General features: G+C 73.4%; 25 protein-coding genes. 14 read left to right on the forward strand and 11 right to left on the reverse strand.

Translation table 11 applies throughout. From position 1 onward, the window contains the following. Position 1: 1 nt before the first annotated feature. Positions 2 to 520, reverse strand: coding sequence for a hypothetical protein (locus OG738_RS31650; protein WP_329046431.1), 519 nt, complete (start codon positions 518 to 520; stop codon positions 2 to 4). Positions 521 to 681: 161 nt separating this feature from the next. On the opposite strand from OG738_RS31650, the gene OG738_RS31655 reads away from it, so the two are divergent. Then, positions 682 to 1,023, forward strand: a complete 342-nt coding sequence (locus OG738_RS31655) for a DoxX family protein (RefSeq protein ID WP_329046432.1) — start codon at positions 682 to 684, stop codon at positions 1,021 to 1,023. Here the strand turns inward: OG738_RS31655 and OG738_RS31660 are convergent. Next, positions 981 to 1,835 (reverse strand): alpha/beta fold hydrolase, encoded by an 855-nt coding sequence (locus OG738_RS31660; protein ID WP_329046434.1) that lies wholly within the window; start codon positions 1,833 to 1,835, stop codon positions 981 to 983. The two genes, OG738_RS31655 and OG738_RS31660, sit on opposite strands and share 43 nt — an antisense overlap. Positions 1,836 to 1,865: 30 nt before the next feature. Further along, the gene (locus tag OG738_RS31665; RefSeq protein WP_329046435.1) at positions 1,866 to 2,888 is read right to left on the reverse strand and encodes an alpha/beta hydrolase; all 1,023 of its coding nucleotides are present in this window, start codon (positions 2,886 to 2,888) and stop codon (positions 1,866 to 1,868) included. A gap of 134 nt (positions 2,889 to 3,022) precedes the next feature. On the opposite strand from OG738_RS31665, the gene OG738_RS31670 reads away from it, so the two are divergent. The 3 genes from OG738_RS31670 to OG738_RS31680 are packed head-to-tail and all read left to right on the forward strand — an operon-like array spanning position 3,023 to position 4,681. Beyond that, entirely contained in the window at positions 3,023 to 3,700 is a 678-nt protein-coding gene (locus OG738_RS31670; RefSeq protein ID WP_329046437.1) for a hypothetical protein, read from the forward strand. Beyond that, on the forward strand, positions 3,700 to 4,245 hold the full coding sequence (locus OG738_RS31675) for a DUF6529 family protein (RefSeq protein ID WP_329046439.1): 546 nt from the start codon (positions 3,700 to 3,702) through the stop codon (positions 4,243 to 4,245). The genes OG738_RS31670 and OG738_RS31675 overlap by 1 nt, the downstream gene beginning before the upstream one ends. A 10-nt stretch (positions 4,246 to 4,255) precedes the next feature. Continuing rightward, the gene (locus OG738_RS31680; protein WP_329046441.1) at positions 4,256 to 4,681 is read left to right on the forward strand and encodes a Rieske (2Fe-2S) protein; all 426 of its coding nucleotides are present in this window, start codon (positions 4,256 to 4,258) and stop codon (positions 4,679 to 4,681) included. Here the strand turns inward: OG738_RS31680 and OG738_RS31685 are convergent. From OG738_RS31685 to OG738_RS31695, 3 genes are all read right to left on the reverse strand, one after another. Then, positions 4,668 to 5,660 (reverse strand): ArsR/SmtB family transcription factor, encoded by a 993-nt coding sequence (locus OG738_RS31685; protein WP_329046442.1) that lies wholly within the window; start codon positions 5,658 to 5,660, stop codon positions 4,668 to 4,670. The genes OG738_RS31680 and OG738_RS31685 overlap by 14 nt on opposite strands. A 111-nt stretch (positions 5,661 to 5,771) precedes the next feature. Then, positions 5,772 to 8,792: an AfsR/SARP family transcriptional regulator gene (locus tag OG738_RS31690; protein ID WP_329056902.1), complete on the reverse strand. Its 3,021-nt coding sequence runs from the start codon at positions 8,790 to 8,792 to the stop codon at positions 5,772 to 5,774. Between the two features lie 110 nt (positions 8,793 to 8,902). After that, positions 8,903 to 10,387 carry a hypothetical protein gene (locus OG738_RS31695; protein ID WP_329046443.1) on the reverse strand — a complete coding sequence of 495 codons (1,485 nt, stop codon included), beginning with the start codon at positions 10,385 to 10,387 and terminating at the stop codon, positions 8,903 to 8,905. A 351-nt stretch (positions 10,388 to 10,738) separates the two neighbouring features. Here OG738_RS31695 and OG738_RS31700 point away from each other — a divergent pair, with 351 nt between their 5' ends. Genes OG738_RS31700 through OG738_RS31715 form a run of 4 tightly spaced genes read left to right on the forward strand, consistent with a single transcriptional unit; the run spans position 10,739 to position 13,976 of the window. Further along, positions 10,739 to 11,188 carry a DUF3291 domain-containing protein gene (locus tag OG738_RS31700; RefSeq protein WP_329046445.1) on the forward strand — a complete coding sequence of 150 codons (450 nt, stop codon included), beginning with the start codon at positions 10,739 to 10,741 and terminating at the stop codon, positions 11,186 to 11,188. Between the two features lie 41 nt (positions 11,189 to 11,229). Beyond that, the gene (locus tag OG738_RS31705; protein WP_329046446.1) at positions 11,230 to 12,162 is read left to right on the forward strand and encodes a DUF3800 domain-containing protein; all 933 of its coding nucleotides are present in this window, start codon (positions 11,230 to 11,232) and stop codon (positions 12,160 to 12,162) included. 9 nt (positions 12,163 to 12,171) lie between these two features. Further along, positions 12,172 to 13,071, forward strand: coding sequence for a MarR family winged helix-turn-helix transcriptional regulator (locus OG738_RS31710; RefSeq protein ID WP_329046447.1), 900 nt, complete (start codon positions 12,172 to 12,174; stop codon positions 13,069 to 13,071). Then, positions 13,071 to 13,976: an NAD-dependent protein deacetylase gene (locus tag OG738_RS31715; RefSeq protein WP_329046448.1), complete on the forward strand. Its 906-nt coding sequence runs from the start codon at positions 13,071 to 13,073 to the stop codon at positions 13,974 to 13,976. The genes OG738_RS31710 and OG738_RS31715 overlap by 1 nt, the downstream gene beginning before the upstream one ends. A 283-nt stretch (positions 13,977 to 14,259) precedes the next feature. Here OG738_RS31715 and OG738_RS31720 read toward each other — a convergent pair whose 3' ends face one another. Beyond that, positions 14,260 to 14,715, reverse strand: coding sequence for a group II truncated hemoglobin (locus OG738_RS31720; protein ID WP_329046449.1), 456 nt, complete (start codon positions 14,713 to 14,715; stop codon positions 14,260 to 14,262). A 40-nt stretch (positions 14,716 to 14,755) separates the two neighbouring features. Next, complete coding sequence (locus OG738_RS31725) at positions 14,756 to 15,694, reverse strand: NAD(P)/FAD-dependent oxidoreductase (RefSeq protein ID WP_329046450.1); 939 nt, start codon at positions 15,692 to 15,694, stop codon at positions 14,756 to 14,758. A 77-nt stretch (positions 15,695 to 15,771) separates the two neighbouring features. On the opposite strand from OG738_RS31725, the gene OG738_RS31730 reads away from it, so the two are divergent. Beyond that, positions 15,772 to 16,356 carry a helix-turn-helix domain-containing protein gene (locus tag OG738_RS31730; RefSeq protein ID WP_329046451.1) on the forward strand — a complete coding sequence of 195 codons (585 nt, stop codon included), beginning with the start codon at positions 15,772 to 15,774 and terminating at the stop codon, positions 16,354 to 16,356. 49 nt (positions 16,357 to 16,405) lie between these two features. Here OG738_RS31730 and OG738_RS31735 read toward each other — a convergent pair whose 3' ends face one another. Next, the gene (locus tag OG738_RS31735; RefSeq protein ID WP_329046452.1) at positions 16,406 to 16,900 is read right to left on the reverse strand and encodes a GNAT family N-acetyltransferase; all 495 of its coding nucleotides are present in this window, start codon (positions 16,898 to 16,900) and stop codon (positions 16,406 to 16,408) included. Positions 16,901 to 16,918: 18 nt separating this feature from the next. On the opposite strand from OG738_RS31735, the gene OG738_RS31740 reads away from it, so the two are divergent. After that, positions 16,919 to 17,494 carry a helix-turn-helix domain-containing protein gene (locus OG738_RS31740; RefSeq protein WP_329046453.1) on the forward strand — a complete coding sequence of 192 codons (576 nt, stop codon included), beginning with the start codon at positions 16,919 to 16,921 and terminating at the stop codon, positions 17,492 to 17,494. On the opposite strand, the gene OG738_RS31745 is transcribed toward OG738_RS31740, so the two are convergent. After that, positions 17,488 to 18,153 carry a hypothetical protein gene (locus OG738_RS31745; RefSeq protein WP_329046455.1) on the reverse strand — a complete coding sequence of 222 codons (666 nt, stop codon included), beginning with the start codon at positions 18,151 to 18,153 and terminating at the stop codon, positions 17,488 to 17,490. The two genes, OG738_RS31740 and OG738_RS31745, sit on opposite strands and share 7 nt — an antisense overlap. A 318-nt stretch (positions 18,154 to 18,471) precedes the next feature. Between OG738_RS31745 and tuf the strand changes: the two genes are divergently transcribed. From tuf to dmpG, 4 genes are all read left to right on the forward strand, one after another. Further along, positions 18,472 to 19,659, forward strand: coding sequence for an elongation factor Tu (gene tuf, locus OG738_RS31750; protein ID WP_329046457.1), 1,188 nt, complete (start codon positions 18,472 to 18,474; stop codon positions 19,657 to 19,659). Positions 19,660 to 19,854: 195 nt separating this feature from the next. Further along, positions 19,855 to 21,351, forward strand: coding sequence for a rhamnogalacturonidase (locus OG738_RS31755; protein ID WP_329056903.1), 1,497 nt, complete (start codon positions 19,855 to 19,857; stop codon positions 21,349 to 21,351). A gap of 143 nt (positions 21,352 to 21,494) precedes the next feature. Further along, positions 21,495 to 22,394: an acetaldehyde dehydrogenase (acetylating) gene (locus OG738_RS31760; RefSeq protein WP_329046458.1), complete on the forward strand. Its 900-nt coding sequence runs from the start codon at positions 21,495 to 21,497 to the stop codon at positions 22,392 to 22,394. Further along, the gene (gene dmpG, locus OG738_RS31765) at positions 22,391 to 23,416 is read left to right on the forward strand and encodes a 4-hydroxy-2-oxovalerate aldolase (protein ID WP_329046460.1); all 1,026 of its coding nucleotides are present in this window, start codon (positions 22,391 to 22,393) and stop codon (positions 23,414 to 23,416) included. The genes OG738_RS31760 and dmpG overlap by 4 nt, the downstream gene beginning before the upstream one ends. 3 nt (positions 23,417 to 23,419) lie before the next feature. On the opposite strand, the gene pip is transcribed toward dmpG, so the two are convergent. Continuing rightward, positions 23,420 to 24,346, reverse strand: coding sequence for a prolyl aminopeptidase (gene pip / locus OG738_RS31770; RefSeq protein ID WP_329046463.1), 927 nt, complete (start codon positions 24,344 to 24,346; stop codon positions 23,420 to 23,422). Positions 24,347 to 24,411: the final 65 nt, after the last annotated feature.

Here is a 24,411-nt window from a genome sequence, read left to right on the forward strand (position 1 = left end):
CTCACCCGGCGAGCCGCAGCGCGACGTACACGCCGCCGCCCGCGGCCAGCGCCCCGAGGAGGAAGCCGGCCCAACGCGGGATGTCGTAGTCCTCGAGCAGGGACTCGCGGACGAACGCGACGAGCAGGCCGAGCCCGCCGAACACGATCATCCCGACGTCGTCGCCGATCGTCGCGCGCAGGTCGACCACCGTGCCACCCTTGCGCACCAGGACGATCTCGTCGGTCCCCTTCGCGACCTTGACCACCACCGGCGTGCCCGGCGCGGTGTCGAGCGCCTGCTGGCCGTCGCCGAACTCGAAGTCCTCGTTGCCCGCGTCGCGGACGGTGATGAAGTAGGTGGTGGACGAGGTCGTGTCCGGCCCGGAGGCCGGGTGGTACACCTGCCGGTGGGGGACGACCGTGCCCTCGATGTCGTAGGTCGGCGCGTCCCGCACGCCCAGCTCGTGGATCGCGTAGGTGAGCAGCCCGGCCGGAACGGCGAACCACAGCACGGTCCCGATGAGCCGCAGGACGATCATCGACCCAGCCGACCACGGCCGCGGACCCGGCGGGACGGGACAACCGCCCTCACCCGCTCGCCGTGACCGCGGTCACGGCTTGTCACATCGGCCCGGCGAGCGGAGTCGAGGGGGTGACGGACCCGGAGCCCCGGCGTCCGCGATCCTCTCGAGGAGTCCCGATGTCCACCGCGTACGTGCTCGTCACCCTCTTCGCCGCCGCCTTCGTCGGCTTCTCGGCCGTCTCGGTCTTCGCCAGGGCGAAGTGGGTGGTCGAGCCGATCACCTCCTACGGCGTGCCGGAGGCGTGGTGGCCGTGGCTGGGCGCGGCCAAGGCCGCCGGCGCGCTGGGGCTGGTCGCCGGCCTGGTCTGGCCGCCGATCGGCGTCGCGGCCGCGATCGGGCTGGTGCTGTACTTCCTCGGCGCCGTCGCGACCGTGGCTCGCGCGCGGTCGTACGGGCACCTGGCGTTCCCGGTGCTCTACCTGGCGCCGGTGGTTGCGTCCCTGGCGCTGCTGTCCTGAGCGGCGAGCCAGGTGAGGGCGTCGGCCGCGTGGTTCAGGACGGAGATATGGCCGTCGCCGGGCGCGAGCCGGAGTTCGGCGCCGGGGATCCGCTTCGCCAGCCACCGGCTGTGCGTGGCGGGGATCATCCGGTCGTCGGCGCCGTGCAGCAGGAGAGCGGGCGCGGTGACGGCCGCGAGGTCGCAGCCCCACGGCGTGACGTAGGCGAGGTCGTCGTCGATGAGCCCGACGGCGCCGAGGGCCGGCTGGACGACCTCGTCGAGCCAGGACCACGACCCGGCGAGCGCGGCGAAGTCGGTCTCGGTGAAGACGTCGGGGTCGAACTCGGCGGCGGCCTCGTACTTTTCCTTGGCACCCCGCCCTTCGGCGGCGGCGCGCAGGGAGGCGGCACTGGCGGCCGCCATGCCGTCGAACCAGCCCTCGGCCCCGAAGGGCGCGACAGCGGCGAGGCTCGCGACGGCCCGGACGCGCCCGGTCAGCAGCGCGGCGGTGGCGAGGGCGTGCGAGCTGCCCCCGGAGTGCCCCATGACGGCGAAGTCCTCGATCCCGAGCGCGTCGGCGACGGCGGTCGCGCAGTCGGCGGCGTTCCCGACGGTCCGGTCCGGCAGGGGACTGGAGCGGCCGTAACCCGGCCGGTCGTAGGAAACGAACCGGACGCCCAGGCTTTCGGCGAGCGGCAGCAGCGGTCCGGGCGGCGCGCCGAGGTTGGGGGTGCCGTGGTGCCAGAGGACGGTGAGCCGCGCGGGACCGCCGGTGTCGTAGACGTGCAGGGTGCGCCCGTCCGGCAGCGCGAGATCCGTCTCGGTGACCATGGGGCCGAGCCTAGCCACCCTTCCGCGGGGTCAGCGGGCCAGCCTTTCGGCCAGCCAGGCCAGGGAAAGCGGGTACCGGTTGTCGATCGCGGCGTGGCCGGCTTCGAACAGCTCGAAGTGGATCCGGTCCTCCGGCAGCCCCGCCTTGACGACCTCCGCCCGGAACGCCTCCGCGCCGACGTCGAGGTAGTACTCGTCGCTCGTGCCCGCGTCGATCCACACCGCCCGCCACGAGGTGACCGCCGAGGTGCGTGCCGGCACCATGCGGACCGAGTCCCAGTCCAGCCAGCGCTGCCAGACCTCCGGGCGCAGCACGCCCGTCGACGGCTCGAACGGCAGCTCCGGCGTCCCGTCCGGGCGGGCCGAGAAGCACGCCGACACCCCGAGCAGCTGGAGCAGCGTGGCGTCGACGGGGTCGGTGAACGCCGGGCGGGACCGGAAGTCCGCCCACCACGCCTGGATGTCCTGGTCGTAGCCGCGCAGGGCGCGGACCGCCTTGCCGAAGTCCGGGACGTAGGACAGCTCGTACAGCGCGTCGCCCGCGTGCGTGGCCAGGGCGCCGAACAGGTCCGGGCGCAGCATCGGCGTGATCATCGCGCCGAACCCGCCCGACGACTTGCCGGCGATCGCGCGGGACTCGCGGTCCGGGATCGTCCGGTAGTGCGCGTCGACCCACGGCACGATCTCGTCGCACAGGTACGAGTGGTAGCGGCCCGTTCCCGGCGAGTCGACGAACTGCGAGCCGCCGTACGCGGTCCACGCGTCGACGTACACCACGACGCAGCCCGGTGCGCCGCCCGCGAACACCGCGTCGGCCGTTTCCACGAACGGCTGCCGGAACGGCGTCCGGTTGGCCCACATCGACAGGTGCCCGGTGTAGCCCTGGATGACGTACACGACCGGGTACCGTTCGGCGCCGTCGTCGTAGTCCGGCGGGACGTACACCCACAGCGGCCGCTCGTGCGGGTCGCCGAGCGGGTTGTCCCGCAGCAGCGCGGATTCCACGGTGTGCCGGTCGAGCCGGCCGGCGAGGTCGCCGTCCCAGGGCAGCATGCCGCCAGTCAACCACGGACCAACCGGTTGCCGGGGCTAAGCGATACCTCTTTTCCGCGCGTAGCGTTGAGCCGCTTCGGCTCGACGTCCGTGTCATGGGCACGGTGGTGGGTTAGGGGAATGCGGGGAAGACCATGAAACATCCGGGGCCGTTGTTCACAGTGCTCGCCGGCGTCGTGCTCGCCGGCGGGATCGGGATCGCCAACCTGGCGACGGGAACCGGTGCCACGCCGGTCGCCGGGTCCGCCGGCGCGGCGAGCGCCACGAGTTCGCAGGCGCCGGCCGCGACGTCGGCCGCGCCGAAATCCGAAGCACCGAAAGCGGATGCGCCCGCGCGGGCGGACTACGCGGGGCACGTCACCGGCGGTGGCGCGTCCGTCGCGGTGTCGGTGCGCGACGGCCACGCCATCGCGTACCTCTGCGACGGCAAGAAGGTCGAAGCCTGGCTGCAGGGCGGCACGGCCGGCGGGAAGCTGGCTCTCAAAGGCGCGAAGAACGCCAGCCTGACGGGCAGTTTCGACGCCGCGTCGGTCGCCGGGACGGTGACGGCGGCGGGCAAGACCTGGCAGTTCAGCGTGCCCACGGCGAAGAAGCCCGCCGGGCTCTACCGCGCGACGCCGAAGGTGAAGGGCACGGCGGCGAAGGTCGGCTGGATCGTGCAGCCCGACGGCAGCCAGGTCGGCATCCTCACGACCGGCGACGACTCGGCGGCCGCGCCGGCGCTCGACCCGGCCGCCGGCACCGCGACCGTCGACGGCGCGCCCGTGACCGCCGAGCCGGTCAGCGGCCTGGCCGGAAGCGGTGACTTCTGATGACCACGGCGAGCAAGCGCACCGCGGCCGCGCTCCTCGTGCCGCTCGTCGTCGGCGCCGTCGTCTCGGTGGTGCTCGGCGTCTACGGCAACCTGCACACGCCGACCGGCGTCGCGGTGAACGTCGCGGGCTTCTCCAGCCCGCAGTCGGTGAAGGCGTGGCTCGCGACGGTCGTCGTCGTGCTCGCCGTCGTCCAGGTGCTCTCGGCGCTGGCGATGTACGGGAAGCTGGGCCGGACCGTCCCGGCGTGGGTGTCGCCGGTGCACCGCTGGTCGGGGCGGCTGGCGTTCCTCGTGTCGATCCCGGTGGCGCTGCACTGCCTGTACGCGCTCGGGTTCCAGTCGTTCGACACGCGCGTGCTCCTGCATTCGCTGCTGGGCTGCTTCTTCTACGGCGCGTTCGTCGCGAAGATGCTGCTGCTGCGCAAGGACGGCGCGCCCGGCTGGTCGCTCCCGGTCTTCGGCGGGCTCGTGTTCACCGCGCTGGTCGGGCTCTGGCTGAGCGCGTCGCTGTGGTTCTTCACCCACTCGGGCTTGACCTTCTAGGGGGACGATCATGGGCAACGACGGAACGGAGCCGGTGGTCGCCCGCCGGACGGCGCTCGCGGTGGCGGGCGCGGGGCTGGTGGCGGGCTGCAGCACCTACGGCGGCGGTTCGGGCTCGTCTTCCGCCGCGGCGTCGGCCCCGGCCGCCGGGACGGAGCTGGGCGCGACCGGCGACGTCCCGGTCGGCGGCGGCAAGGTGTTCGCGGACAAGCAGGTGGTGGTGACCCAGCCGGCGGCGGGGACGTTCGCGGCCTTCTCGGCGATCTGCACGCACCAGGGCTGCACAGTCGACACCGTCGCCGGCGGCACCATCAACTGCCCCTGCCACGGCAGCAAGTTCAAGATCGCCGACGGCTCGGTCGTGAACGGCCCGGCGTCCCAGCCGCTGGCAAAGAAGAACGTGACCGTCGCGAACGGCAAGATCACGCTGGCTTAGGCCGCTCCTGGCGACGGCCGAGCAGGCCGGCGCCCAGCTCCGTCAGCCGGTGGACGACGGTCGTGCCGACACGCTTGCTGGCGACCAGCCCGGACGAGCGGAGGATGGCAGCGTGGTAGCTCGCCGACGACACGGTGATCCCGACCCGGTGCCCCAGCTCGGTCGTCGTGCAGCCGTCGGCGATCGAGCGCAGGGCGGTGGCGCGGGTGGCGCCGAGCAGGTCCGCCAGCGCGGCCGGGTCGCCCGGTGTCGCGGAATCGCCGGCCGGCCCCGGCGGACGGGCTTCGGCCGGGTAGACGAGGACGGGCGGCAGGCCCGGATCGGCCAGGAGCGTCGGGGCCTGCCGGCAGAAGTAGGCCGGCACGAGCCGGAGCCCCCGGCCGTCGAGTTCCAGCTCGCCGGCGACGTGGTCGCCGGCCACGTGGAGGACCTGGTCGCGCCAGGTGACCTGGGGGTGCAGTGAGTTCAGCAGCGCGTCGACGCCCTGGGCCGCGAGGACGCGGGTGCGGGCGGTGAGCTCGTCGTCGACGGCTTTCTCGATCCGCGCCCAGTGCGGGAGCAGCGCGCGCCGGTGGTACTCGCTCAGGCCACGGCCGAGATCGTTGAGTTCGCGCCGGTCGCCGCGAGCCAGCCGGGCACCCCACCGCGGGGGTGCCGGCCGGTTCGCCAGCAGGGCCAGCTCCGCCGCGATCCGGCGCGCCGGCGTGCGAAGCACCCCGGCAAGGCCGGCTTCGAAGCCCGTCGACGCTTCCTCGGGCGTGAGGAAGTCGGGGGAGTAGCCACGCGGGGGTGCGAGGCGCAGCAGTGACCGGGTACCGCTGTCGATCGTCACGCTCGCCCGCCACCGGTCCAGGCGCGGGTCGGTGGCGCGGGTCTGCAAGGTGTGGAGGCTGAGCAGGAGTTCCCACAGCGGGTCGGGCCGGGTGGCGAAGGTGAGCCGGGTCAGGTCCGCGGTGGAGAAGCGGATGAGCAGCGGCATGGCGGGGTGCACCTTTCCGGAGCAGGCCGTGCGGGCTGATGCCCGGATGACCTTGTCCGAACCGGCTTCGGGAAACCTGCGGACGATCTCAGGAACACCCGGGCCGGTTCCTCAATGCACATAAAAGCCGAGGTCGGCCGCGGGATGCGGTTCGGTTGCCTCGCGGCTCCCGTGCCGGCGGAAGATCGCCAGCGCTTCGGACCACGTGGCGGAGGCGTCGGCGGTGTCGCCCCGCGCGGCGAGGGTCGTGACGAGGTCGCGCAGGCTGCGAGCACGCCACAGCGGGAGGCCGAGCGCGTCCCACCAGCGCACGGACAGGCGCAGGTAGTCCTCGGCGTCGGTCAGGCGCCCTTCGGCGAGGGCGAGTTCGCCGAGGGTGCGCAGCTGCAGTGCCTGGCCGAAGCCGTCTTCGTGGCTGCGGCGATCGTCCAGGGTGTCGCGCAGGATCGCCGCCACTCCCGCGGTCCGCTGCCGGCGGATGCGCACCTTCATCAACGCCTGGACGGCGTTGCTCAGGAGCATCGGGTTCCCGAACGCCTCCAGTCCGCTGATCGCCCGTTCGCAGTGGAGCGCGGCCTCGGTCAGCCGGCCGGCGGCGCGGTGGGCGATGCCGGCGGTCATCTCGACGAGGGCGACCCCGCACCGGTCCGCCGCCTCGCGGTACAGCCCGATCGCGGTCCGGTGGTCCGCGAGCCCGCGCTCGAGGTCGCCGCGTTCGACGTGGACCATGCCGCGGTTGTGGTGGATCCGCGCGCGGGTCAGCGGGGTCACCGCCGACGTCAGCGGCACCTCGGCGAGCACGTGCAGGGCACCGGACAGGTCGCCGCGTTCGCGGTGCACGACGCTCAGCCCCATCGCGCTCGCCGCCGTGCCCTCGACGTCGTTCCCGGCGCGGTGCCGGTCCAGGGATCGCCGGTAGTACGCGGCAGATTCGTCGAACCGAGTCTGATCGCCCGGGTAGCTGTCCGGTGGCTCGGACAGCACCCGGGCGGAACGCTCCGGACCCCGGCGTCGCGCCTCCAGCACCGCCGCGTGCCGGAACCACCACTGCGGGAACCGCGCCCGCGACGCCAGCTTCGACGTGGCCAACGCGGCGACCAGCCAGGACACCCGGGTGGCGAGCCCGAGCTCACCCGCCCGCTGGACGACGTGCACCAGCACGGCCTGCTCCGCTTCGACCCAGGCGACCGGGGCCGCGATCAGCTCGGCCGCCGCCACCTCACCGACCCGGTGGTAGGCGTGCGACGGCTGGGACGTGCGCAGCCGCAGCACGTCGGTGGGGGCCTGGTCGGTCGCGTGCGACAGCAGCGCCAGCCACCAGTCGATCGCCCGCTCGACCGCGCGCAAGGCCTCGGCCGGTGTCTCTTCGGCCTCCGCCCGCTCGTGGGCGAACACCTGGATCAGCGCGTGCAGCCGGTAGCGTTCCAAGCCGGCGGCGTTGATCCCGAGCGGGTCCAGGACCCGCGCGTCGACCAGCCGGTCCACCACGTCCTCGGCCTCTTCGACCGAGACGTCGAGCAAGGGCGCCACCAGCCACGGCGAAAACTCCGGTACCCCCAGCCAGCCCAGCCGGCGCAGTGCCGTGCACTCCCGATCGGCCAGGCCCGCGTAACTCAGCTCGAGGCTGTTCCGGACCGCCAGGTCCCCGGCCGCCAGCTCGTCCAGCACCCGCCGAGGCTCGCGCAGCCGGCCGGCCAGATACGCCGCCGGCCGGTCCGGCCGGGCCGCCAGCCGCGCCCCCGCGATCCGCACGGCCAGGGGAAGGCACCCGACCAGCCGCACGATCAGCCGTGCTTGCTCCGGCTCGGCGCCCAGCCGTGCCGCACCTGCGACCCGCCCCAGCAACGTCACGGCATCGGGTTCACCGAGCACCCGCAGTTCGATCGGCGCGGCACCCTCCAGCGCCGAGAGCCGGCGACGGCTGGTGACCACGGCCGCGGTGCCGGGGCCCGAGGGCAGCAACGGCCGGACCTGGCTCTCGTCCGCCGCGTCGTCCAGCACGACCAGGACGTTCCTGCGGGCGGTCAGGGTGCGGAACAACCGCGACCGGTCGTCGAGCCCGGCCGGCATCGCGAGGTCGGCGACTCCGAGTCCACGGAGCAAGGCCGCCAGTGCCTCGTTCGCGCCGACCGGCTCCGGGCGGGTCCCCTGGAGGGTGACGAACAGCAACCCGTCACCGAACCGCGCGGCCACCCGGTGCGCCACGTGCGTGGCGAACGCGCTCTTGCCCACCCCGGGCGGCCCGGACACCGCGCACACGCGGGTCTGCCCGGTGCCGGTCAGGAACTTCACGGCGGCATCCGTCTCCGCCGAGCGTCCGGTGAAGTCCGCGATGTCCGGCGGGATCTGCCACGGGACCGGGAGCACCGCGGGCTCGAGCGAGACGGCCGCGCTCGGCGTCTCGCCGCGCAAGAGCCGCTCGAACACTTCGCGGAGCCGTGGCCCCGGCTCGACGCCCAGATCCTGCACCAGCCGCTGCCGGCAGTCCCGGTACACCGCCAGCGCCTCGGCCTGCCGGCCCACCCGGCCGAGCGCGAGCATCAGCTGGCCATGCACCTGTTCCCGCAGGGGATTCTCAGCCGCCAAGGAGCGCAGCTCGTCGACCAGCGCCGCGCCCTCGCCCAACGCCAGCTCGGCGTCGATCCGCTCTTCGAGCACCGCCAGCCGCGCCGCGGCGAGCCGGGCCCGCTCCTCCTCGGCCCACGCACCGGACGCGCCGCCCAGCGCCGTGCCCCGCCACAGCTCCAACGCCGTCTTCAGCGACCGCGCCCCGGCTTCCAGCCGCCCGCCGGCCAGCTCTTTCCGGGCCTGTGCCACCCGTTGCTCGAACACGTGCGCGTCCACCGAAGCCGGCGGTACGTCCAGCACGTACCCGCCGGCGTGGCGCTGCAGGACGTCCCGATCGACGCCGGCCGACACCAGGCTCCGCCGCACCACGGACACGCAGGTGTAGACCGCGCCCCTGCTCGTCGGCGGCCGGTCACCCCACACCGCGTCCACGATGCGCTCGATCGACACGATCCGGCCGGCCTCGAGCGCCAGCAACGCCAGCAACGTGCGCGGCCTCGGCTCGCCCGCGGGCGAAACCCGGCCGCCGGCCGCCACGGAAACCGGGCCCAGCACACGAAACATCACCAGGTGCCTCCCCTGCGCCCTGTGGTGACGCACCCCCTGAGTCAGACGGCCGCCGACCGCGATCATAGGCTCGCGCGAGGACTGGTGAACATCGTTCCGGCGCCGTACTAGGCGTAGGCCTTCGCGACGGTCCGGCCATCGACCGTCCACAGGGGACTCGACTGATCCGGTGGCCCGCGCAGGACGGCGCCGTCGGCGCAGGCGAACCGCGGGGCCGGGTCGTCCGCGACGGCGGCGCACTGCGAGCCGTCTTCCAGCGTCAGCAGGAACGGGTCGGCCGTCCCGCCGGGCTGCGGTGGGGCCGGCAGGGCACCGGTGTAGGTCAGCAGGACGGCCTTCGCCGTCGACGTCGGGCAGACGACGCGCGCTCCGGTCGCGAAGCACGGGTCGTACGTGGTGGTGCCGGCCGTGCAGCGGTAGGCGTCGTGGCGGCCGGACACGGCGGACACCGAGCCGCAGGTGCCCGTCGCCCGCGACGTCGTGGCGCCGGTCCGCGGCCGGTAGTCGACGGTCTGCGTGAACCGCTGCGCGCGGCTGGTGGTCAGGGCTACTGCGAAGGCGGGATTCGCTGTCGTGAGGGCGCTCGTCACCGGCGCGATCCCGGCGTCGAGGAACCGGCGCACGACGTCGCCGCCGTCGAGGTGGCACGGTCCGAGCCCGGCCCACACGGTCGCCGGCCGGTCTTCGGCGTGCTGCGCGGCGCAGGTCAGCGTGCCGGGGGACGGCTCGGGGGCGTCGGTCAGCCCGAACAGCGAGGCGAGGCGGTGCGCGGCCGTGGCGAGGGCGACCCCGAGTCCGGGGCCGGGTTCGGCCCGTCCCGTGAGGGTCGCCGGGAGCCGGCCGAAGGGGACGTCGTAGGTCACGCTCGAACCGGGCCACAGCAGGTCGCGCTGACGCGGGCGCCCGAACAACTGCACGGCGGACGTGCTCGCCGCGGTGGTCCGGGCGGTGGGGTCGGGCCAGCCGGGCGGAAGGGCGAGCCGGTAGGGGACCCGGGCGTTCGACGTCAGGGTGACGCTCGCGCGGCCGTCACCGGCGGTCACGCAGGGGGAGACGGGCGCCGCCGGATCGGGCTCGCCGAGCGCGACGGTGACGCCGCCGGAGCTGGCCGCGCGCCCGGCGCAGTCCGGCCGCGGCGCGGGGTCCGGCGTGACTTCGCGGCCCAGTGCGGCGAAGTCGAGCAGCCCGCCCCAGAACGCGCCTTGCCGGGTCAAGTCCGCGACGATGCCACGGGTCGCGGCGTCGTAGGCCGCCGGAACCAGCTTGGTGCCGGTGATGACGACGGGCGCGAACCCGGCCGGCGGCGGCGCGGGAACCGTGATCCGCACGCGCACCGGCCGGCCACCGTCGAATGCGAGGTCGGCGCCCCCGCCGATCCGCCGGGTCACCGGCACCGCGACACCGGGTTCGGGCGCGGGCCGAACGGAAACCCGAGTGCCGGCGGGCGCGTCGACCTCGATCCCGGCAACCGTGACCGTCCCACCCGGACTGGTCGAGAACCGTTGCTGCACAAGGAATCCCGCGGCTCCCATCAGGAGCACGACAACGGCCGCGACGAGCGCGAGCCGGGCCGGCCGGTCGTTCGTGGCCATCGGCGCCTCCCAGGACCCTTACTCTTCGCGAGTCACCGGACGTGCCATGGTCGTTAGCCGCCGTGGCCCAACCGTGACCGCATTGGGCTTACCGTGGTGCGCCGCGCTTCCGGCCCTGGTTGGTGCCGCTTGTGCGACCGGCGCCGTCGGGGTCCGGGCAGCGCTGGGTCCTCTGGTGCGCCGCGCTTCCGGCGACCTGGTTGGCGCCGCGCGCGACGGGACTGGGCCGCGCGATCAGCGCCACTGGAATGCGGGCCGTGCCGGGTCCTGCCGTGATGCGCCGCGCTCCGGGCACCCTGCTGGCGCCGCGCCCGACAGGGATGCACCGCGCGCCGGGCTTAGGCTGGCGCTGTGGCCGAGCTTGCCCAGGTGAATGTCGCGGTGCCGCGCGCGCCGCTCGACGATCCCGCCATGGCCGGCTTCGCGAACGCCTTCGAAGGCGTCGCACGGCTGGCCGCGGCCGCTCCCGGGTTAGTCTGGCGGCTCGGCGCGGACGGCCATGCCGCACTCGCCACCGCCGCCGGGGTCGAGGTCGTCGTCAACGTCTCCGTGTGGCGCGACTACCGCAGCCTCCACGAGTTCGTCTACCGCAGCGCGCACGGGCGGTTCCTCCTGCGCCGCCGCGAGTGGTTCGCGCCGACACCGCAGCCCGCCACCGCCCTGTGGTGGGTGGCCGACGGCCGGCGCCCCACCGTCGGCCAGGCCCTGGCGCGGCTGGGCTTCCTCCGGGACCACGGGCCGACACCCCAGGCGTTCTCGCTGCTCCGCCGGTTCACCGTGGACGGACGCCGCGTCCGGTAATCGGTCGCCGGTGGGCCCTTGGTCTGGCACCATCGTCAGCCGTGTGCCCGGACGAGATCGCCTGCGACGAGTCGGGCTCGGAGGGTGAAAACCTCGTCGGCGGCGAAACCGACGTCTTCGCCCACGCCGGTGTCCGGCTGACGCCCGAAGCCGCGGCCGCCTGCGTGCGCGAGATCCGGGCCCGCATCGGCTCGCCCGCCGAGGAGTACAAGGCCAACCACCTGCTGCGCGGCAAGCACCGCCCGGTGCTCGAATGGCTGCTCGACCCCGCCGGCCCGCTCGCCGGCCGCGGGCACGTGCACCTCACCGACAAGACGTTCTTCGCCGTGCGCGCCGCCGTCACGCTGCTGGCCGAGCACGGCACTGACACGATGGCGCGCACCCTCCACCGCGCCGGCCCCGCCGCCTTCGGGCCCGACCGCTGGGCGTACTTCCTCGCCGCCTTCACCAGCGTCCTGCGCCTGAAGCCGCGACGCGGGGTGACGACGTCGCCGGACGAGTTCTTCGCCCTGGCCGGCGAACTCGCCGACCGGAGCGAAGCCGGGGAAATCCTGCGGCTGCTGGGCGGCGGCGCCGACCGCGTGGCCCGCTACCGCGCCCGGCTGGCGAGCGACCCGGGGTTCGTCCCGGTGCTCGATCCGCTCGTGCCCGCGGTGATCCGGACCGTCCGGCACTTCAGCGACGGCGGCACCCCGGTCGCTCTCGTCCACGACGAACAGCTCGCCCTGACCGGCGAACGCGTGCTGCAGCTCGAGGCGACGCTCGGGCACCGGCTGGCCGGCGTCCGGTTCGTCGACTCGCGGTCCGACGCCCGCGTGCAGGTCGCCGACTTCCTCGCCGGCGTCGCCCGCCGGATCGCCTCCGACGCGCTCAACGGACGCGGCGACGCCCGGCTGACCGCCCTGCTGGAGTCCTTTGTGGACGTCGACTCCGTCTGGGACGGGGGCTTGGCGGTCTGCGATTTCGCTGACTAAGGTCAGAGAATGGACCCTGACCTGGTCGACGGCGTCCGGCGGTTCAACCGGACGGTCACCCAGCGGATCGGTGCGCTCGACGACGCCTTCCTCGCCCGGTCCCGTCCGCTGGGCGAGGCGCGGGTGCTGTGGGAGATCGGCGCCGGGCGCGACGTCCGTGCGCTGCGGGAACGGCTCGACCTCGACTCCGGCTACCTGAGCAGGCTGCTGCGCGGGCTGGAGCGGGACGGCCTGGTGCGGGTCGAGCCGAGCGCCGCCGACGGCCGCGTCCGCACCGCCCGGCTCACCGAGGCCGGGCAGGCCGAACGCGCGGCCCTCGACCGGCTCTCCGACGACGCGGCCGCCGCGCTCCTCGCGCCGCTGTCCGGCGGGCAGCGCACCCGGCTCGTGACCGCGATGGCCGAGGTCGAGCGGCTCCTGACGGCCTCGGCGGTCGCCGTCGCGCCGTGCCCGCCCGGGCACCCGCACGCCCGGTTCTGCCTGCACGCCTACTTCGAGGAACTGGCCCGGCGGTTCGACGAGGGGTTCGATCCCGGGCGCAGCAGCTCCGCGGCCGACGCCGAGATGACCCCGCCGGCCGGGGTCCTGCTGGTGGCCACGCTGCACGGCGAACCGGTCGGCTGCGGCGCGCTGAAGTTCCACGGCGGCGCGCCCGCCGAGGCCAAGCGGATGTGGGTGGCGCCGTCGGCACGCGGGCTCGGGCTGGGCCGCCGCCTGCTGGCCGAGCTGGAGGCGCACGCGGCCGCCGAAGGCGTGCGGACCGTGCGGCTGGAGACGAACCGCGCGCTCGCCGAAGCAATCGGCCTGTACCGCGCCGCGGGGTATCGCGAAGTCGCGCCGTTCAACGACGAGCACTACGCCCATCACTGGTTCGAGAAGCAGCTACCCCGCCCACGTACGCTGGCGTAGTGCGGACCCGCCCGACCCTGACCTGGACGTCCCCCGACGCGCCGCTGCCCCGGACCTCGAGCCTCGACGAGCTCGCCGACGTCGTCGCGCGGCGGCGGGTCGCCGTGCTCAGCGGGGCCGGCCTGTCGACCGAGTCCGGGATCCCCGACTACCGCGGCGAAACCGGCAGCCTGCGCCGGCACACGCCGATGACCTACGACGAGTTCGTCACCAGCGCCGCGGGCCGGCAGCGGTACTGGGCGCGCAGCCACCTCGGCTGGCGCACCATCGCCCGCGCCGACCCGAACGACGGCCACCGCGCGGTCGCGGCGCTGCGTGACGGCGGGTTCTTCGGCGGCGTCATCACGCAGAACGTCGACGGCCTGCACCAGGCGGCCGGCACCGCGGACGCCGTCGAGCTGCACGGCAGCCTCGACCGCGTGCTCTGCCTGGACTGCCGCCGCACCAGCCCGCGCGCCGAGCTGGACCGGCGGCTGCGGGCGGCGAACCCGGCCTTCGAAGGCGCGGCCACCCGGATCAACCCGGACGGCGACGTCGAGCTGCCCGAGGACGTGGTCCGCCGGTTCACGCCGGTGCCGTGCGCGGACTGCGACGGCGTGCTGAAGCCGGACGTGGTGTTCTTCGGCGAGAACGTGCCACGGCCGCGCGTCGAGCGGTGCTACCGCCTGGTCGACGAGGCCGGCGCGCTGCTGGTGCTGGGCTCTTCGCTGACGGTGATGTCGGGCCTGCGCTTCGTCCGCCACGCGGCGGCCGCGGGCAAGCCGGTGGTGATCGTCAACCACGGCGAGACCCGCGGCGACCGCTACGCCTCGGTCCGGGTCGACCTGCCGCTGGGGCGGGCGCTGACGGACCTGGCCGAGCGCCTGGGCTGCGCCGTCGGCGAAGACCGCGGCCGAACCGCGTGAGCAGCCGGTCCTGCCGCGGTGCGGCCGGCCGGACTCGGCGCCGGTCCGTACCGAGGCGGTGAACGTGGTCGGCGCCCAGCGGGTGGCGCCGCGCGTGAGGCCGACGTAGTCGAGGTTGCCGCGGGTCGGCCCGTCCCGCTCGGCGCGGGAATGCCGCGCGCGGGTTTCGGACGTCGTGAACGAGCCGGCCCGGGCGGGTTGGGGGGAAACGCGCCCGAGCCGGCTCTGCGACGGACCTCCACAGCCGGTCGTTGCTCACAAGACGCGGCGGCCGCCCCGGGCGTTACACCGGCTGCAACCCGTGCCACGACCAGTGCGGCATCGCGAGCCCCGCGGGCACGTCGTCGGCCGGGCCCGGGTACTCGAGCACCTCGGCGACCGCCCACTCCATGTAGGACCGCAGCGCGGCGCGGAACTCCGGGTCGGCGGGCAGGCCGGCGTCGTCGGCGGCCCGCACGAAGCACTCGACGAACCGGCGGCCGAGATCGCTCATGTCGCCGTTGCCGGCGTGCATGCGCAGCATCGCCGAGTGGTCGCTGCAGTCTTCGGAAAACCGCGGCGGGCCGCCCATGACCTCGGCCCAGTACCGGGCCAGCCGTTCGACGTGCTGCGGGTGCTGCCCCGGGTGCGAGAACGGGTGGTTCAGCTCGGGGTCGGCCAGGCAGCGCTCGTGGTGGGCGGCGGCGAGGGCGAGGAACGCGGGGTCGCCGCCGGCGAATTCGTACAGCGTTGGACGCACCCGCCGAGCCTGGCACGTGCCGCCGCCGAACGCCAGGACGTCAGCGCGCCGCCGCGGCCGCGCGCTCGGCTTCGGGAGTGAAGCCGCCGAACGCGTCGACCGCCCGCCGGACGTCCTCGGTCACGAGGTCGTGGTTCAGCGCGCCCGCGGCGGCCGCGCCCTGGGCCGCGGCGATGATGACGGTCGCCCGCGCGTCGATGACGTTCCCGGCCGCCCACACGCCCGGCACGTTCGTCTTCCCGGACGGGTCGACGGCACCCTCTTCGAAGCCGAGCCCGCGCAGCAGCTCGTCGTGCGCCACGGTCCGGGTGCGGACGAACAGCGCCACCCGCGCCACGATCCGCGCGCCCACCTCGATCCCGGTCAGGTGGCCGCCTTCGCGCCGCAGGGCGGTGACGGTCCCGTCGACGACGCGGACCCCCCGCGCGTCGAGCCGTTCACGGTCCTCTTCGGACGGTGGTGCGGTGTGCGCGAAGTAGACGACGTCCGGCGACCACTGCCGCACGAGCAGCGCGTGCTCGACGCTCGCCGGCTCGGTGCCGAGCACGCCGAGCGGCTGGTCGCGGACCTCGTAGCCGTGGCAGTACGGGCAGGTCACCGCGTCGGTGCCCCAGCTTTCGCGCAGGCCCGGGATGTCCGGCAGGTCGTCGTGGACGCCGGTCGCGACCAGGACGCGCCGGGCGGTCAGCTCCCGGCCGCTCGCGAGCCGCGCCGTGAAGCCCGGTTCGAGCCCGTGCACCTGGTCTTCGAGGACCTCGACGCCGTAGCCGGCCAGCTCCTCGCGGCCGATCTTGAGCAGTTCGGACGGCGGCAGGCCGTCGCGGGACAGGAAGCCGTGCATGTGGGACGCCGGGGCGTTGCGGGGCGCGCCGCCGTCGACGACCACGACGCGCCGCCGCGCGCGGCCGAGCATCAGGGCGGCGCTCAGGCCCGCCGCGCCGCCACCCACCACCACGACGTCATAGCTGTTTTCGGTCATGCCGCCACCCTGAACCCGGCTTCGCGGTTCCGACAACAAATGTTGCCGTTTCCGGGACAACGGCGTTTCCTGGGAGCATGACGGACGCCATCACCCAGGCCCTCGCCGACGTCGGCCCCCGGCTCAAGCGGGTCCGCACGCAGCGGCGGGTCACGCTGGCCGACCTATCGGCCGCGACGGGCATCTCGAAGAGCACGCTGTCCCGGCTCGAGTCCGGCCAGCGCAAGCCGAGCCTGGAGCTGCTGCTGCCGATCGCCCAGGCCCACCAGGTGCCGCTGGACGAACTGGTCGGCGCGCCGGAGGTCGGCGACCCCCGCGTCCGCCTGACGGCGCGCCGCTTCCCGCGCGCCAACGGCGCGACGATGACGGTCCTGCCGCTGACCCGCCAGCCCGGCGCGCCCCAGGCTTTCAAGATGATCCTGGAACCGGAGACGGGCGAGCCGGACCCGCAGGTCCACGAGGGCTACGAGTGGCTGTACGTCCTGTCGGGCCGGCTCCGGCTGATCCTGGCCGACCGGGACCTGACCCTGGGCCCCGGCGAGGCGGCGGAGTTCGACACCCGCCTGCCGCACTGGTTCGGCGCGGTCGGGCGGCCCGCGGAAATCCTCAGCCTGTTCGGGAAACAGGGGGAGCGGCTGCACCTGCGGGCCAAGTCCCGTTGACCGCCAGGTGTTGGGTGGTCGGTGAGCCCGGTCCCGGCCGAGAGAAGGTTCAGCCGAGTTCGCGCTGCATCAGCAGGGTGTCGAGCCACCGGCCGTGCTTGAACCCGACGCGCCGCAGCACGCCGGCGTCGGCGAACCCGGCGGCGCGGTGCAGGTTCCACGACGCGGGGCTGCCGGAGTCGACGACTACGGCGATCGCCTGCTTGGCGCCCGCTTCGGCACACTGCTTCAGCAACTCGTCCAGCAGCCGTCGGCCATGGCCGCGGCCGGTGGCTTCGGGGGCGAGGTAGATGGTCGTCTCGACGGAGTGCCGGTAGGCGGGCTTCGGCCGCCACGGCGCGGCGAGCGCGTACCCCTCGACGCTTGTCCCGGCCAGGACGAGGAAGGGCAGCTTGCTCTCGCGGATCTTCGCGCGCCACTGGGCGGCGGTCGGCGGGGTGGTCTCGAAGGTGACGACCGAGCCGGTGACGTACGGCGCGAAGACGGCCGCGATGCCTTCGGCGTCGAACTCGGTGGCCGGCCGGATTTCCGCTATAGTGGACACGATGGTTATTATAGAGGAATGATCGATCCGGTGGTGCTGGGCCGTCGCCTGCACGCCCTGCGGACCGACCGCGGCTCGGCGTTGAGCGCGCTGGCCCGGGAAGCCGGGGTGAGCGTCAGCATGCTGTCGGCCATCGAGCGCGGCGAGAAGACCCCGACGGTGGTCGTGCTGTCCCGCATCGCCGACGGCCTCGGCCTTTCGCTGTCCCGGTTGCTGGCCGACCTGGAGACCGACCGGGTGGTCGTCCGCCGCGCGGCCGAGCAGGACCACGTCGCCGAGCCGGGCGGCTGGCACCGGACGGTGCTGACGCCGGTCGTGCCGGGCGTCAACTTCGAGTGGATCCGCACGACTCTGCCGCCGCGGTGCGACGCGGGAGCTTTCCCGGCCTACGCACCGGGTTCGCACGAGTTCGTCGCGGTGGAGTCGGGCACGTTGTGGCTGGGCGTCGGATCGGCGGGGTACGTGCTGACCGCGGGGGACTCGGTCTACTTTCCCGCGGACGTCACGCATTCGTACGCGAACCGGGGCGACGAGCCGTGCGAGTACCACGTCGCGGCGCTCGTGATGCGGTCGCGCACCGGCGGGGTTCAGTAGCCTCGCGGCCGGCCGAGGACGGCACCGAGTGTCGTCTCGGGAGAAATCCCGCACGCGTAGTCGACCGAGAACCGCATGAGGGGGTTGCCCGCGTCTTGGTTGTGCAGATCCAGTCCGATGCGAAGAACGGCTTCCGCCCGATCCTGAACCGGCAGCCGCAGGTAGTCGTCGCACGTCGAGTCCGCCGAGACCGGCGCGCTCAGAATCCGCGCCACGAAGTACACCCCGATGATCAGGCCGACGACCAGCAGGCCGGCGCCGAGCCGGATGAGCGTGCGGTCGACGTCGCGCTCCGGCGTCGGGGAGAGGCGGCGGGCTCGGGCGATCGAAAGGGCGTCCTGCGCCTGGATTCGCACGAGTGGTGCGTCGTCGAGGTCATTCCGGCTCAGTGCGCTCGAAAGTGCCGGGGCAACGCGCTCGTCGTCGTGGAGCGTGCGCTTCAGCAACGCAGCCGCGTGGTCACGGACGTCGCTGTCGTCGGGATCCCGCCGCAGGGCCCCGATGATCGGCGTATCGATGCCACATGCCGACCTGACCACCGCGACGATCTCGGCCACTGTCTGCGACGCCCGCTCCGAAACCCCGGCTCCCGAGCGGACCGCGCCGAAATGGTCGGCGATGGCGACGACGGTCGCGGTCGCGAGTTCGCTGTGGTCCATGCTGTCGCTCCAAAATCGGCCGGATGACAGCGCCCAGAGTCGGCTGCGGTGCCGCAGGTGTTACGGCAGCCCGGAAAACCGGGTGACACCCCACCTTTCCCGTGACACCCTGCGGATCATGTTCCCCGTGTCCGATAGCGCGACGCTCGCAGGCGTGTCCCTGCCGAGCGCCCTTTCGGCACGGCCGCTTCCGCACGTGACCAGCGGCGCCCGAAGCTGACCCTTCCCCGATTCCGGTCACGGCGCGGAACCGCCGGGGGAGGGTCGGCGCCTTCACCCGGTTTCGCGCGCAGTCCGTTTCCAGCACAGGGAAGAACCATGACCAAGCAGCAGTACGTGCGCACCAAGCCGCACGTCAACATCGGCACGATGGGGCACGTCGACCACGGGAAGACCACCCTCACCGCCGCCATCACCAAGGTCCTCGCCGAGCGCGGCGGACCCAACCGCTACGTCGCCTTCGACCGCATCGACCGCGCGCCGGAGGAGATCGAGCGCGGCATCACCATCACCATCGCGCACGTCGAATACGAGACGCCCACCCGGCACTACGCGCACGTCGACATGCCGGGCCACGCCGACTACGTCAAGAACATGATCACCGGCGCGGCTCAGCTCGACGGTGCCGTGCTGGTCGTCTCGGCCCAGGACGGCGCGATGCCGCAGACGCGCGAGCACGTCGTGCTGGCGCGCCGGATCGGCGTCGAGCACCTCGTGGTGGCGCTCAACAAGGCCGACCTCGCCGACGACGAGGACCTGCTCGACCTGGTCGAGCTCGAAGTCCGCGAGCTGCTGACCCGCTACGGGTTCGACGGCGACGCGGTGCCGGTCGTGCGCGTGTCCGGGCTGCGCGCGCTCGAGGGCGACCCGCTGTGGACGCAGCGGATCCTCGACCTGCTCGCGGCCGTCGACGAGCACGTGCCGATCCCGCCGCGCCGGCTGGACCTGCCGTTCCTGATGCCGATCGAGAACGTCCTGACCATCACCGGCCGCGGCACCGTCGTGACCGGCGCGGTGGAGCAGGGCACCCTCGCGGTCGGCGACGCGGTCGAGGTGATCGGGCTCGGGCCGGCCGTCGCGAGCGTGGCCACCGGGCTCGAGACGTTCGGCAAGCCGATGGAGCGCGCCGAGGCGGGCGACAACGCCGCGGTGCTGCTGCGCGGGGTGAAGCGCGGCGAGGTCCGGCGCGGGCAGGTCGTCTGCCTGCCGGGCAGCGTCCGGCCGCACACGCGGTTCCGCGCGGACGTCCACGTGCTGTCGGCCGCCGAGGGTGGCAGGCGGACGCCGTTCGCGGCGAACTACCGGCCGCAGTTCCACTTCCGCACCAGCGACGTCGTCGGGGTGGTGACCCTCGCCGAGGGCGTCGAGGCGGTCCGGCCGGGTGAGGCGGCGTCGCTGACCGTGGAGCTCGGCCAGCCGGTCGCGCTGAGCCCGGGCCTCGGGTTCGCCATGCGCGAAGGCCGGCTCACGGTGGCGGCGGGCACCGTCCGCGAGGTGCTGGACTGACGAGCGCGGCCCCCACTCTGGTGGGGGCCGCGCTTGACTCATCCGATGAATTGCTCCTAGCCTGATCGTCATCCCGATCCGCCGTCGGGAGCGCCGCGAGGCGCTCCTGCCGTGGCGAGTTAGGGAGCTTGAGTGGACAGAGCGTTGAGCCGCCGTCGTGTCGTCACCTGGGGAGCCGCGGGCGCCGCGCTGCCTTTGATCGGATCTCAGCCCGCCGGGGCGCAGGAACTGTCTCCGGACTACGCGCCGGGCCGGTTCTTCGACGTCACGAAGTTCGGCGCGAAGGGCGACGGGCGCACGATCGACACCGCGGCGATCAACCACGCGATCGACGCCGCCGCGGTCCACGGCGGAACCGTGTACTTCCCGGCCGGGACGTACGCGAGCTATTCGATCCACCTCAAGAGCAACGTCGCGCTCTACCTGGCGGCGAACGCGACGATCCTCGCGGCCGCGCCGGCCGGCGGCCAGGGCTACGACCCAGCCGAGCCGGGCGCGGGCAACCCGTACCAGGACTTCGGGCACAGCCACTGGCACAACAGCCTGATCTGGGGCGAGAACCTGGAGAACGTCACCATCGAGGGCCCGGGCAAGATCGACGGCAAGGGGCTCGTCGCCGGCGGCAGCACGGAGTCCGCGCCGCTCAACGGCAACAAGGCGATCGCGCTCAAGCTGTGCCGCAACGTCGCGCTCCGCGACCTCACGATCGTCAACGGCGGGCACTTCGCGATCCTGCCGACCGGCGTCGACAACTTCCGCATCGACGGCCTCGTCATCGACACCAACCGCGACGGCATCGACATCGACTGCTGCAAGAACGTCCGCATCGCCAACACCACGGTGAACTCGCCGAACGACGACGCGATCGTGCTCAAGAGCTCGTACGCGCTCAACCGGGTGCGGGACACGGAAAACGTGACCATCGACAACTGTTTCGTCAGCGGTTACGACCTCGGCACCCTGCTCGACGGCACGTTCAAGACGTCGTCGTACGGACGCACCGGCCGCGTCAAGTTCGGTACCGAGGCCAACGGCGGGTTCCGCAACATCGCGATCTCGAACGTGGTCTTCGAGTACTGCCGCGGCCTGGCGCTCGAGACGGTCGACGGCGGGTGGCTGGAGGACGTGACGATCACCAACCTGACGATGCGCAAGGTCCAGATGCCGCTGTTCTTGAGGCTGGGCGCGCGGATGCGCGGTCCGGCGGGCATCCCGGTCGGCTTCCTGCGCCGGGTCAGCATCAGCGACGTGACGACGGTCGACGCCGATCCGCGGTACCCGTCGTGCCTCGCGGGCATCCCGGGCCACCCGATCGAGGACGTGAAGCTGAGCAACATCCGCCACCACCTGGCGGGCGGCCTCACCCCGGGCGACGCGGTCCAGAACCCGCCGGAGCTGGAAACCGCTTACCCGGAGCCGTCGATGTTCGGCACGCTGCCGGCGTACGGCTTCTTCATCCGCCACGCGCGCGGAATCAGCCTGGACAATGTGGACGTCCGGTTCGGAGCGTCCGACACGCGCCCGGCGTTCGTCGTCCGCGACGTCGCGGATCTGGACGTGCACCACTGCCGCGCGGACAAGGTGGCCGGCACCCCGACGTTCGTCCTGGACGCCGTGGACGACTTCCGGGTGACCGACGGGCGCCCGGTGGGGGAGGCCACGGTGGCGCACGCGGACCACCAGGAGCTGTGAGGTTCGCCCGTGCTGCGCCGCCTCGCGTCTCGCCGCGGCGCGGTTCAGCAGGTGGCCGCCGGAGAATTCGACCAGTCTCGACGTTCCGCTGACCGGAACGCAAGGCTGTCCTGGCCCGGCGCGGCGGTGCGACGGTCGCAGGCATGGCTCCCGTGAAGGCGGCGATCGTCGGCCCCGGCAACATCGGCACCGATTTGCTGGCGAAGCTGCGACGCAGTGAAGTGATCGAAGTCGGATACATGGTCGGCGTGGTGGAGTCCGACGGGCTCCAGCGCGCCCGCGCGCAGGGGATCGAAGCGTCCGCCGAGGGCGTCGACTGGCTGTTGCGGCAGGATCCCCTGCCGGAGCTGGTGTTCGAGGCGACGTCGGCGAAGGCGCACGCGGCCAACGCCCCGCGGTACGAGGCGGCCGGCATCCACGCGATCGACCTGACCCCGGCGCACCTCGGCCCGATGGTGTGCCCGCCGGTGAACCTCGGCGCGCACCTCGACGCGCCGAACGTCTCGATGATCACCTGCGGCGGGCAGGCCACGATCCCCATGGTGCACGCGGTTTCCCGGGTGACGCCGGTGCCGTACGCGGAGATCGTCGCTTCGGTCGCCTCGCGCGGCGCGGGGCCCGGCACCCGCGCGAACATCGACGAGTTCACGCGCACGACGTCCAGCGCGGTCGCCGAGATCGGCGGCGCCGGGCGGGGCAAGGCGATCATCATCCTCAACCCGGTCGAGCCGCCGATGATCATGCGGGACACCGTGTTCTGCGCGATCGGGCTCGACGCCGACCGCGACGCGATCACCGCGTCGATCCACGAGATGGTCGACGAGGTCCGCGAGTACGTCCCGGGTTACTCGCTGCGTGCCGATCCGCAGTTCGACGACGCGCGGGAGGAGTGGGACGGCAACGCGCGGGTCGGGATCTTCCTCGAGGTCCGCGGCAACGGCGACTACCTGCCGGAGTACGCCGGAAACCTCGACATCATGACCGCCGCGGCCGCCCGGGTGGGCGAGTTGATGGCGCGCGCTATGCAGGAGGTGCCGGCGTGACTCGCCCCAAGTTGAAGCACGACGTCCGGATCGTCGACACGACGTTGCGCGACGGCAGTCACGCGATGGCGCACCGCTTCACCGAGCAGCAGGTGCGCGATACGGTGCGCGCGCTGGACCGCGCCGGCGTCGAGGTGATCGAGGTGACCCACGGCGACGGTCTCGGCGGTTCGTCGTTCACCTACGGCTTTTCCGCCGTCGACGAACTGCAGCTGATCGCCGCGGCGCGCGAAGAGGCGAAGCAGGCGAAGATCGCCGTGCTGCTCGTGCCGGGCATCGGCACGGCGGAGGACCTGCAGCGCGCGTTCGACGCGGGCGCGGAGATGGTGCGGGTGGCGACGCACTGCACCGAAGCCGACGTCTCGCCGCAGCACTTCGGCTTGGCGCGCGAGCTCGGCATGGAGACGGCCGGGTTCCTGATGATGGCGCACCGGACGCCGCCGGAGGACCTCGCGAAGCAGGCGCGGATCATGGTCGACGCGGGCTGCCAGGCGGCCTACGTGACGGACTCGGCGGGCGCGTTGCTGATGCACGAGGCCCGCGCGCGGTTCGAGGCGCTGGTCGCCGAGGTCGGCGACGAAGCCTGGGTCGGCTACCACGGCCACCAGAACCTTTCGCTCGGCGTCGCGAACTCCGTCCTGGCGTACGAGGCCGGGGTCCGCTACGTCGACGGATCGCTGTGCGCGCTCGGCGCGGGTGCGGGCAACTCGCCGACGGAGGTCCTGGCGGCGGTCTTCGATCGGCTGGAGATCGACACGGGCCTGGACGTCGGCGGCCTGCTGGACGCGGCCGAAGAGGTCGTGCGGCCGTACCTGAACCGCTGGCCGAAGATGGACCGCAACGCGATCGTGCAGGGCTGGGCCGGGGTGTACTCGAGCTTCCTGCTGCACGCGGAGCGCGCGGCGGAGCGCTACGGCGTCCCGGCGCAGGCGATCCTGCGCCGCTGCGGCGAACTCGCGCTGGTGGGCGGCCAGGAGGACATGATCATCGACGTCGCGGTGACGCTGGCGGCGGAGGGCTAGGAGCTAACCCGCGAACCGGTCCAGCGCGGCGAGCTTCCAGCCGCGCTTGACGTCGCTCGCGCGGTGGCCGGAGTGGTCGTCGACGAGCAGCTGCGCGCCCGGCCACGCCTCGGCCAGCTCCCACGCCGTCGTCACCGGGCAGCTGAGGTCGAGGCGGCCGTGGATCAGCACGCCCGGGATGCCGGCGAGCCGCCCGGCAGCCCGGATCACCGCGCCTTCATCCAGCCAGCCGGCGTTCGCGTAGTAGTGCGTCGTGAGGCGGACGAACGCGAGCGTGGCCGCGTCGACCGGTTCGTCGCGGACCGGCGGAGCGCCGGGCTCGAGGGACAGCACGACGTTCTCCCACCGCCACCACGCCGCCGCGGCCCGGTCGCGGACCGCCGGGTCGGGGTCGGCCATCAGCCGCGCGTACGCGGCGACGTCGTCCTCGGCGCCCAAGCTGAAGCGCGCCCATTCTTCGGGGAAGAAGCGGCCCACGCCGCGGTAGAGCCAGTCGATCTCCGAGCGGCGCGTCGTGCTGATCGCGCTGACCACGATCTCGGTGACGCGCTCGGGGAAGCGTTCGGCGTACACGAGCGCGAGCGTTGTGCCCCACGAGCCGCCGGTCACCAGCCAGCGGTCGATCCCGAGGTGGTCGCGCAGCTTCTCCAGGTCGGCCACCAGGTGGTCGGTCGTGTTGTCGCGCAACGACGTCGTCGCGTGCGGCAGGCTCCGGCCGCAGCCGCGCTGGTCGAGCAGGACGACCCGGTAGCGGGCGGGGTCGAACATCCGCCGCATGCCCGGCGCGCTGCCCTGGCCCGGCCCGCCGTGCAGGACGACCGCGGGCTTGCCGCCGGGATTCCCGCTGGTCTCCCAGTGGATCCGGTGCCCGTCGCCGACGTCGAGGAGCCCGGGGTCGTAGGGCTCGTTCAGCGGGTACATCTCGGGCATCGCGGGTGGCCGCCTTCGGTCAATGTCCGGAACCGACCGGTCCGGACGCGCCGGACCGCCGTCAG

The organism is Amycolatopsis sp. NBC_01488 (assembly GCF_036227105.1).
In the GTDB taxonomy this organism is placed as follows: Bacteria; Actinomycetota; Actinomycetes; order Mycobacteriales; family Pseudonocardiaceae; genus Amycolatopsis.

Bases quoted from the DNA above. Each gene is read 5' to 3' on its own strand.
- OG738_RS31650 (WP_329046431.1), bottom strand. From the start codon at position 520: ATGATCGTCCTGCGGCTCATCGGGACCGTGCTGTGGTTCGCCGTTCCG.
- OG738_RS31655 (WP_329046432.1), top strand. From the start codon at position 682: ATGTCCACCGCGTACGTGCTCGTCACCCTCTTCGCCGCCGCCTTCGTC.
- OG738_RS31660 (WP_329046434.1), bottom strand. From the start codon at position 1,835: ATGGTCACCGAGACGGATCTCGCGCTGCCGGACGGGCGCACCCTGCAC.
- OG738_RS31665 (WP_329046435.1), bottom strand. From the start codon at position 2,888: ATGCTGCCCTGGGACGGCGACCTCGCCGGCCGGCTCGACCGGCACACC.
- OG738_RS31670 (WP_329046437.1), top strand. From the start codon at position 3,023: ATGAAACATCCGGGGCCGTTGTTCACAGTGCTCGCCGGCGTCGTGCTC.
- OG738_RS31675 (WP_329046439.1), top strand. From the start codon at position 3,700: ATGACCACGGCGAGCAAGCGCACCGCGGCCGCGCTCCTCGTGCCGCTC.
- OG738_RS31680 (WP_329046441.1), top strand. From the start codon at position 4,256: ATGGGCAACGACGGAACGGAGCCGGTGGTCGCCCGCCGGACGGCGCTC.
- OG738_RS31685 (WP_329046442.1), bottom strand. From the start codon at position 5,660: ATGCCGCTGCTCATCCGCTTCTCCACCGCGGACCTGACCCGGCTCACC.
- OG738_RS31690 (WP_329056902.1), bottom strand. From the start codon at position 8,792: ATGTTTCGTGTGCTGGGCCCGGTTTCCGTGGCGGCCGGCGGCCGGGTT.
- OG738_RS31695 (WP_329046443.1), bottom strand. From the start codon at position 10,387: ATGGCCACGAACGACCGGCCGGCCCGGCTCGCGCTCGTCGCGGCCGTT.
- OG738_RS31710 (WP_329046447.1), top strand. From the start codon at position 12,172: ATGGACCCTGACCTGGTCGACGGCGTCCGGCGGTTCAACCGGACGGTC.
- OG738_RS31725 (WP_329046450.1), bottom strand. From the start codon at position 15,694: ATGACCGAAAACAGCTATGACGTCGTGGTGGTGGGTGGCGGCGCGGCG.
- OG738_RS31730 (WP_329046451.1), top strand. From the start codon at position 15,772: ATGACGGACGCCATCACCCAGGCCCTCGCCGACGTCGGCCCCCGGCTC.
- OG738_RS31740 (WP_329046453.1), top strand. From the start codon at position 16,919: ATGATCGATCCGGTGGTGCTGGGCCGTCGCCTGCACGCCCTGCGGACC.
- OG738_RS31745 (WP_329046455.1), bottom strand. From the start codon at position 18,153: ATGGACCACAGCGAACTCGCGACCGCGACCGTCGTCGCCATCGCCGAC.
- tuf (WP_329046457.1), top strand. From the start codon at position 18,472: ATGACCAAGCAGCAGTACGTGCGCACCAAGCCGCACGTCAACATCGGC.
- OG738_RS31760 (WP_329046458.1), top strand. From the start codon at position 21,495: ATGGCTCCCGTGAAGGCGGCGATCGTCGGCCCCGGCAACATCGGCACC.
- pip (WP_329046463.1), bottom strand. From the start codon at position 24,346: ATGCCCGAGATGTACCCGCTGAACGAGCCCTACGACCCCGGGCTCCTC.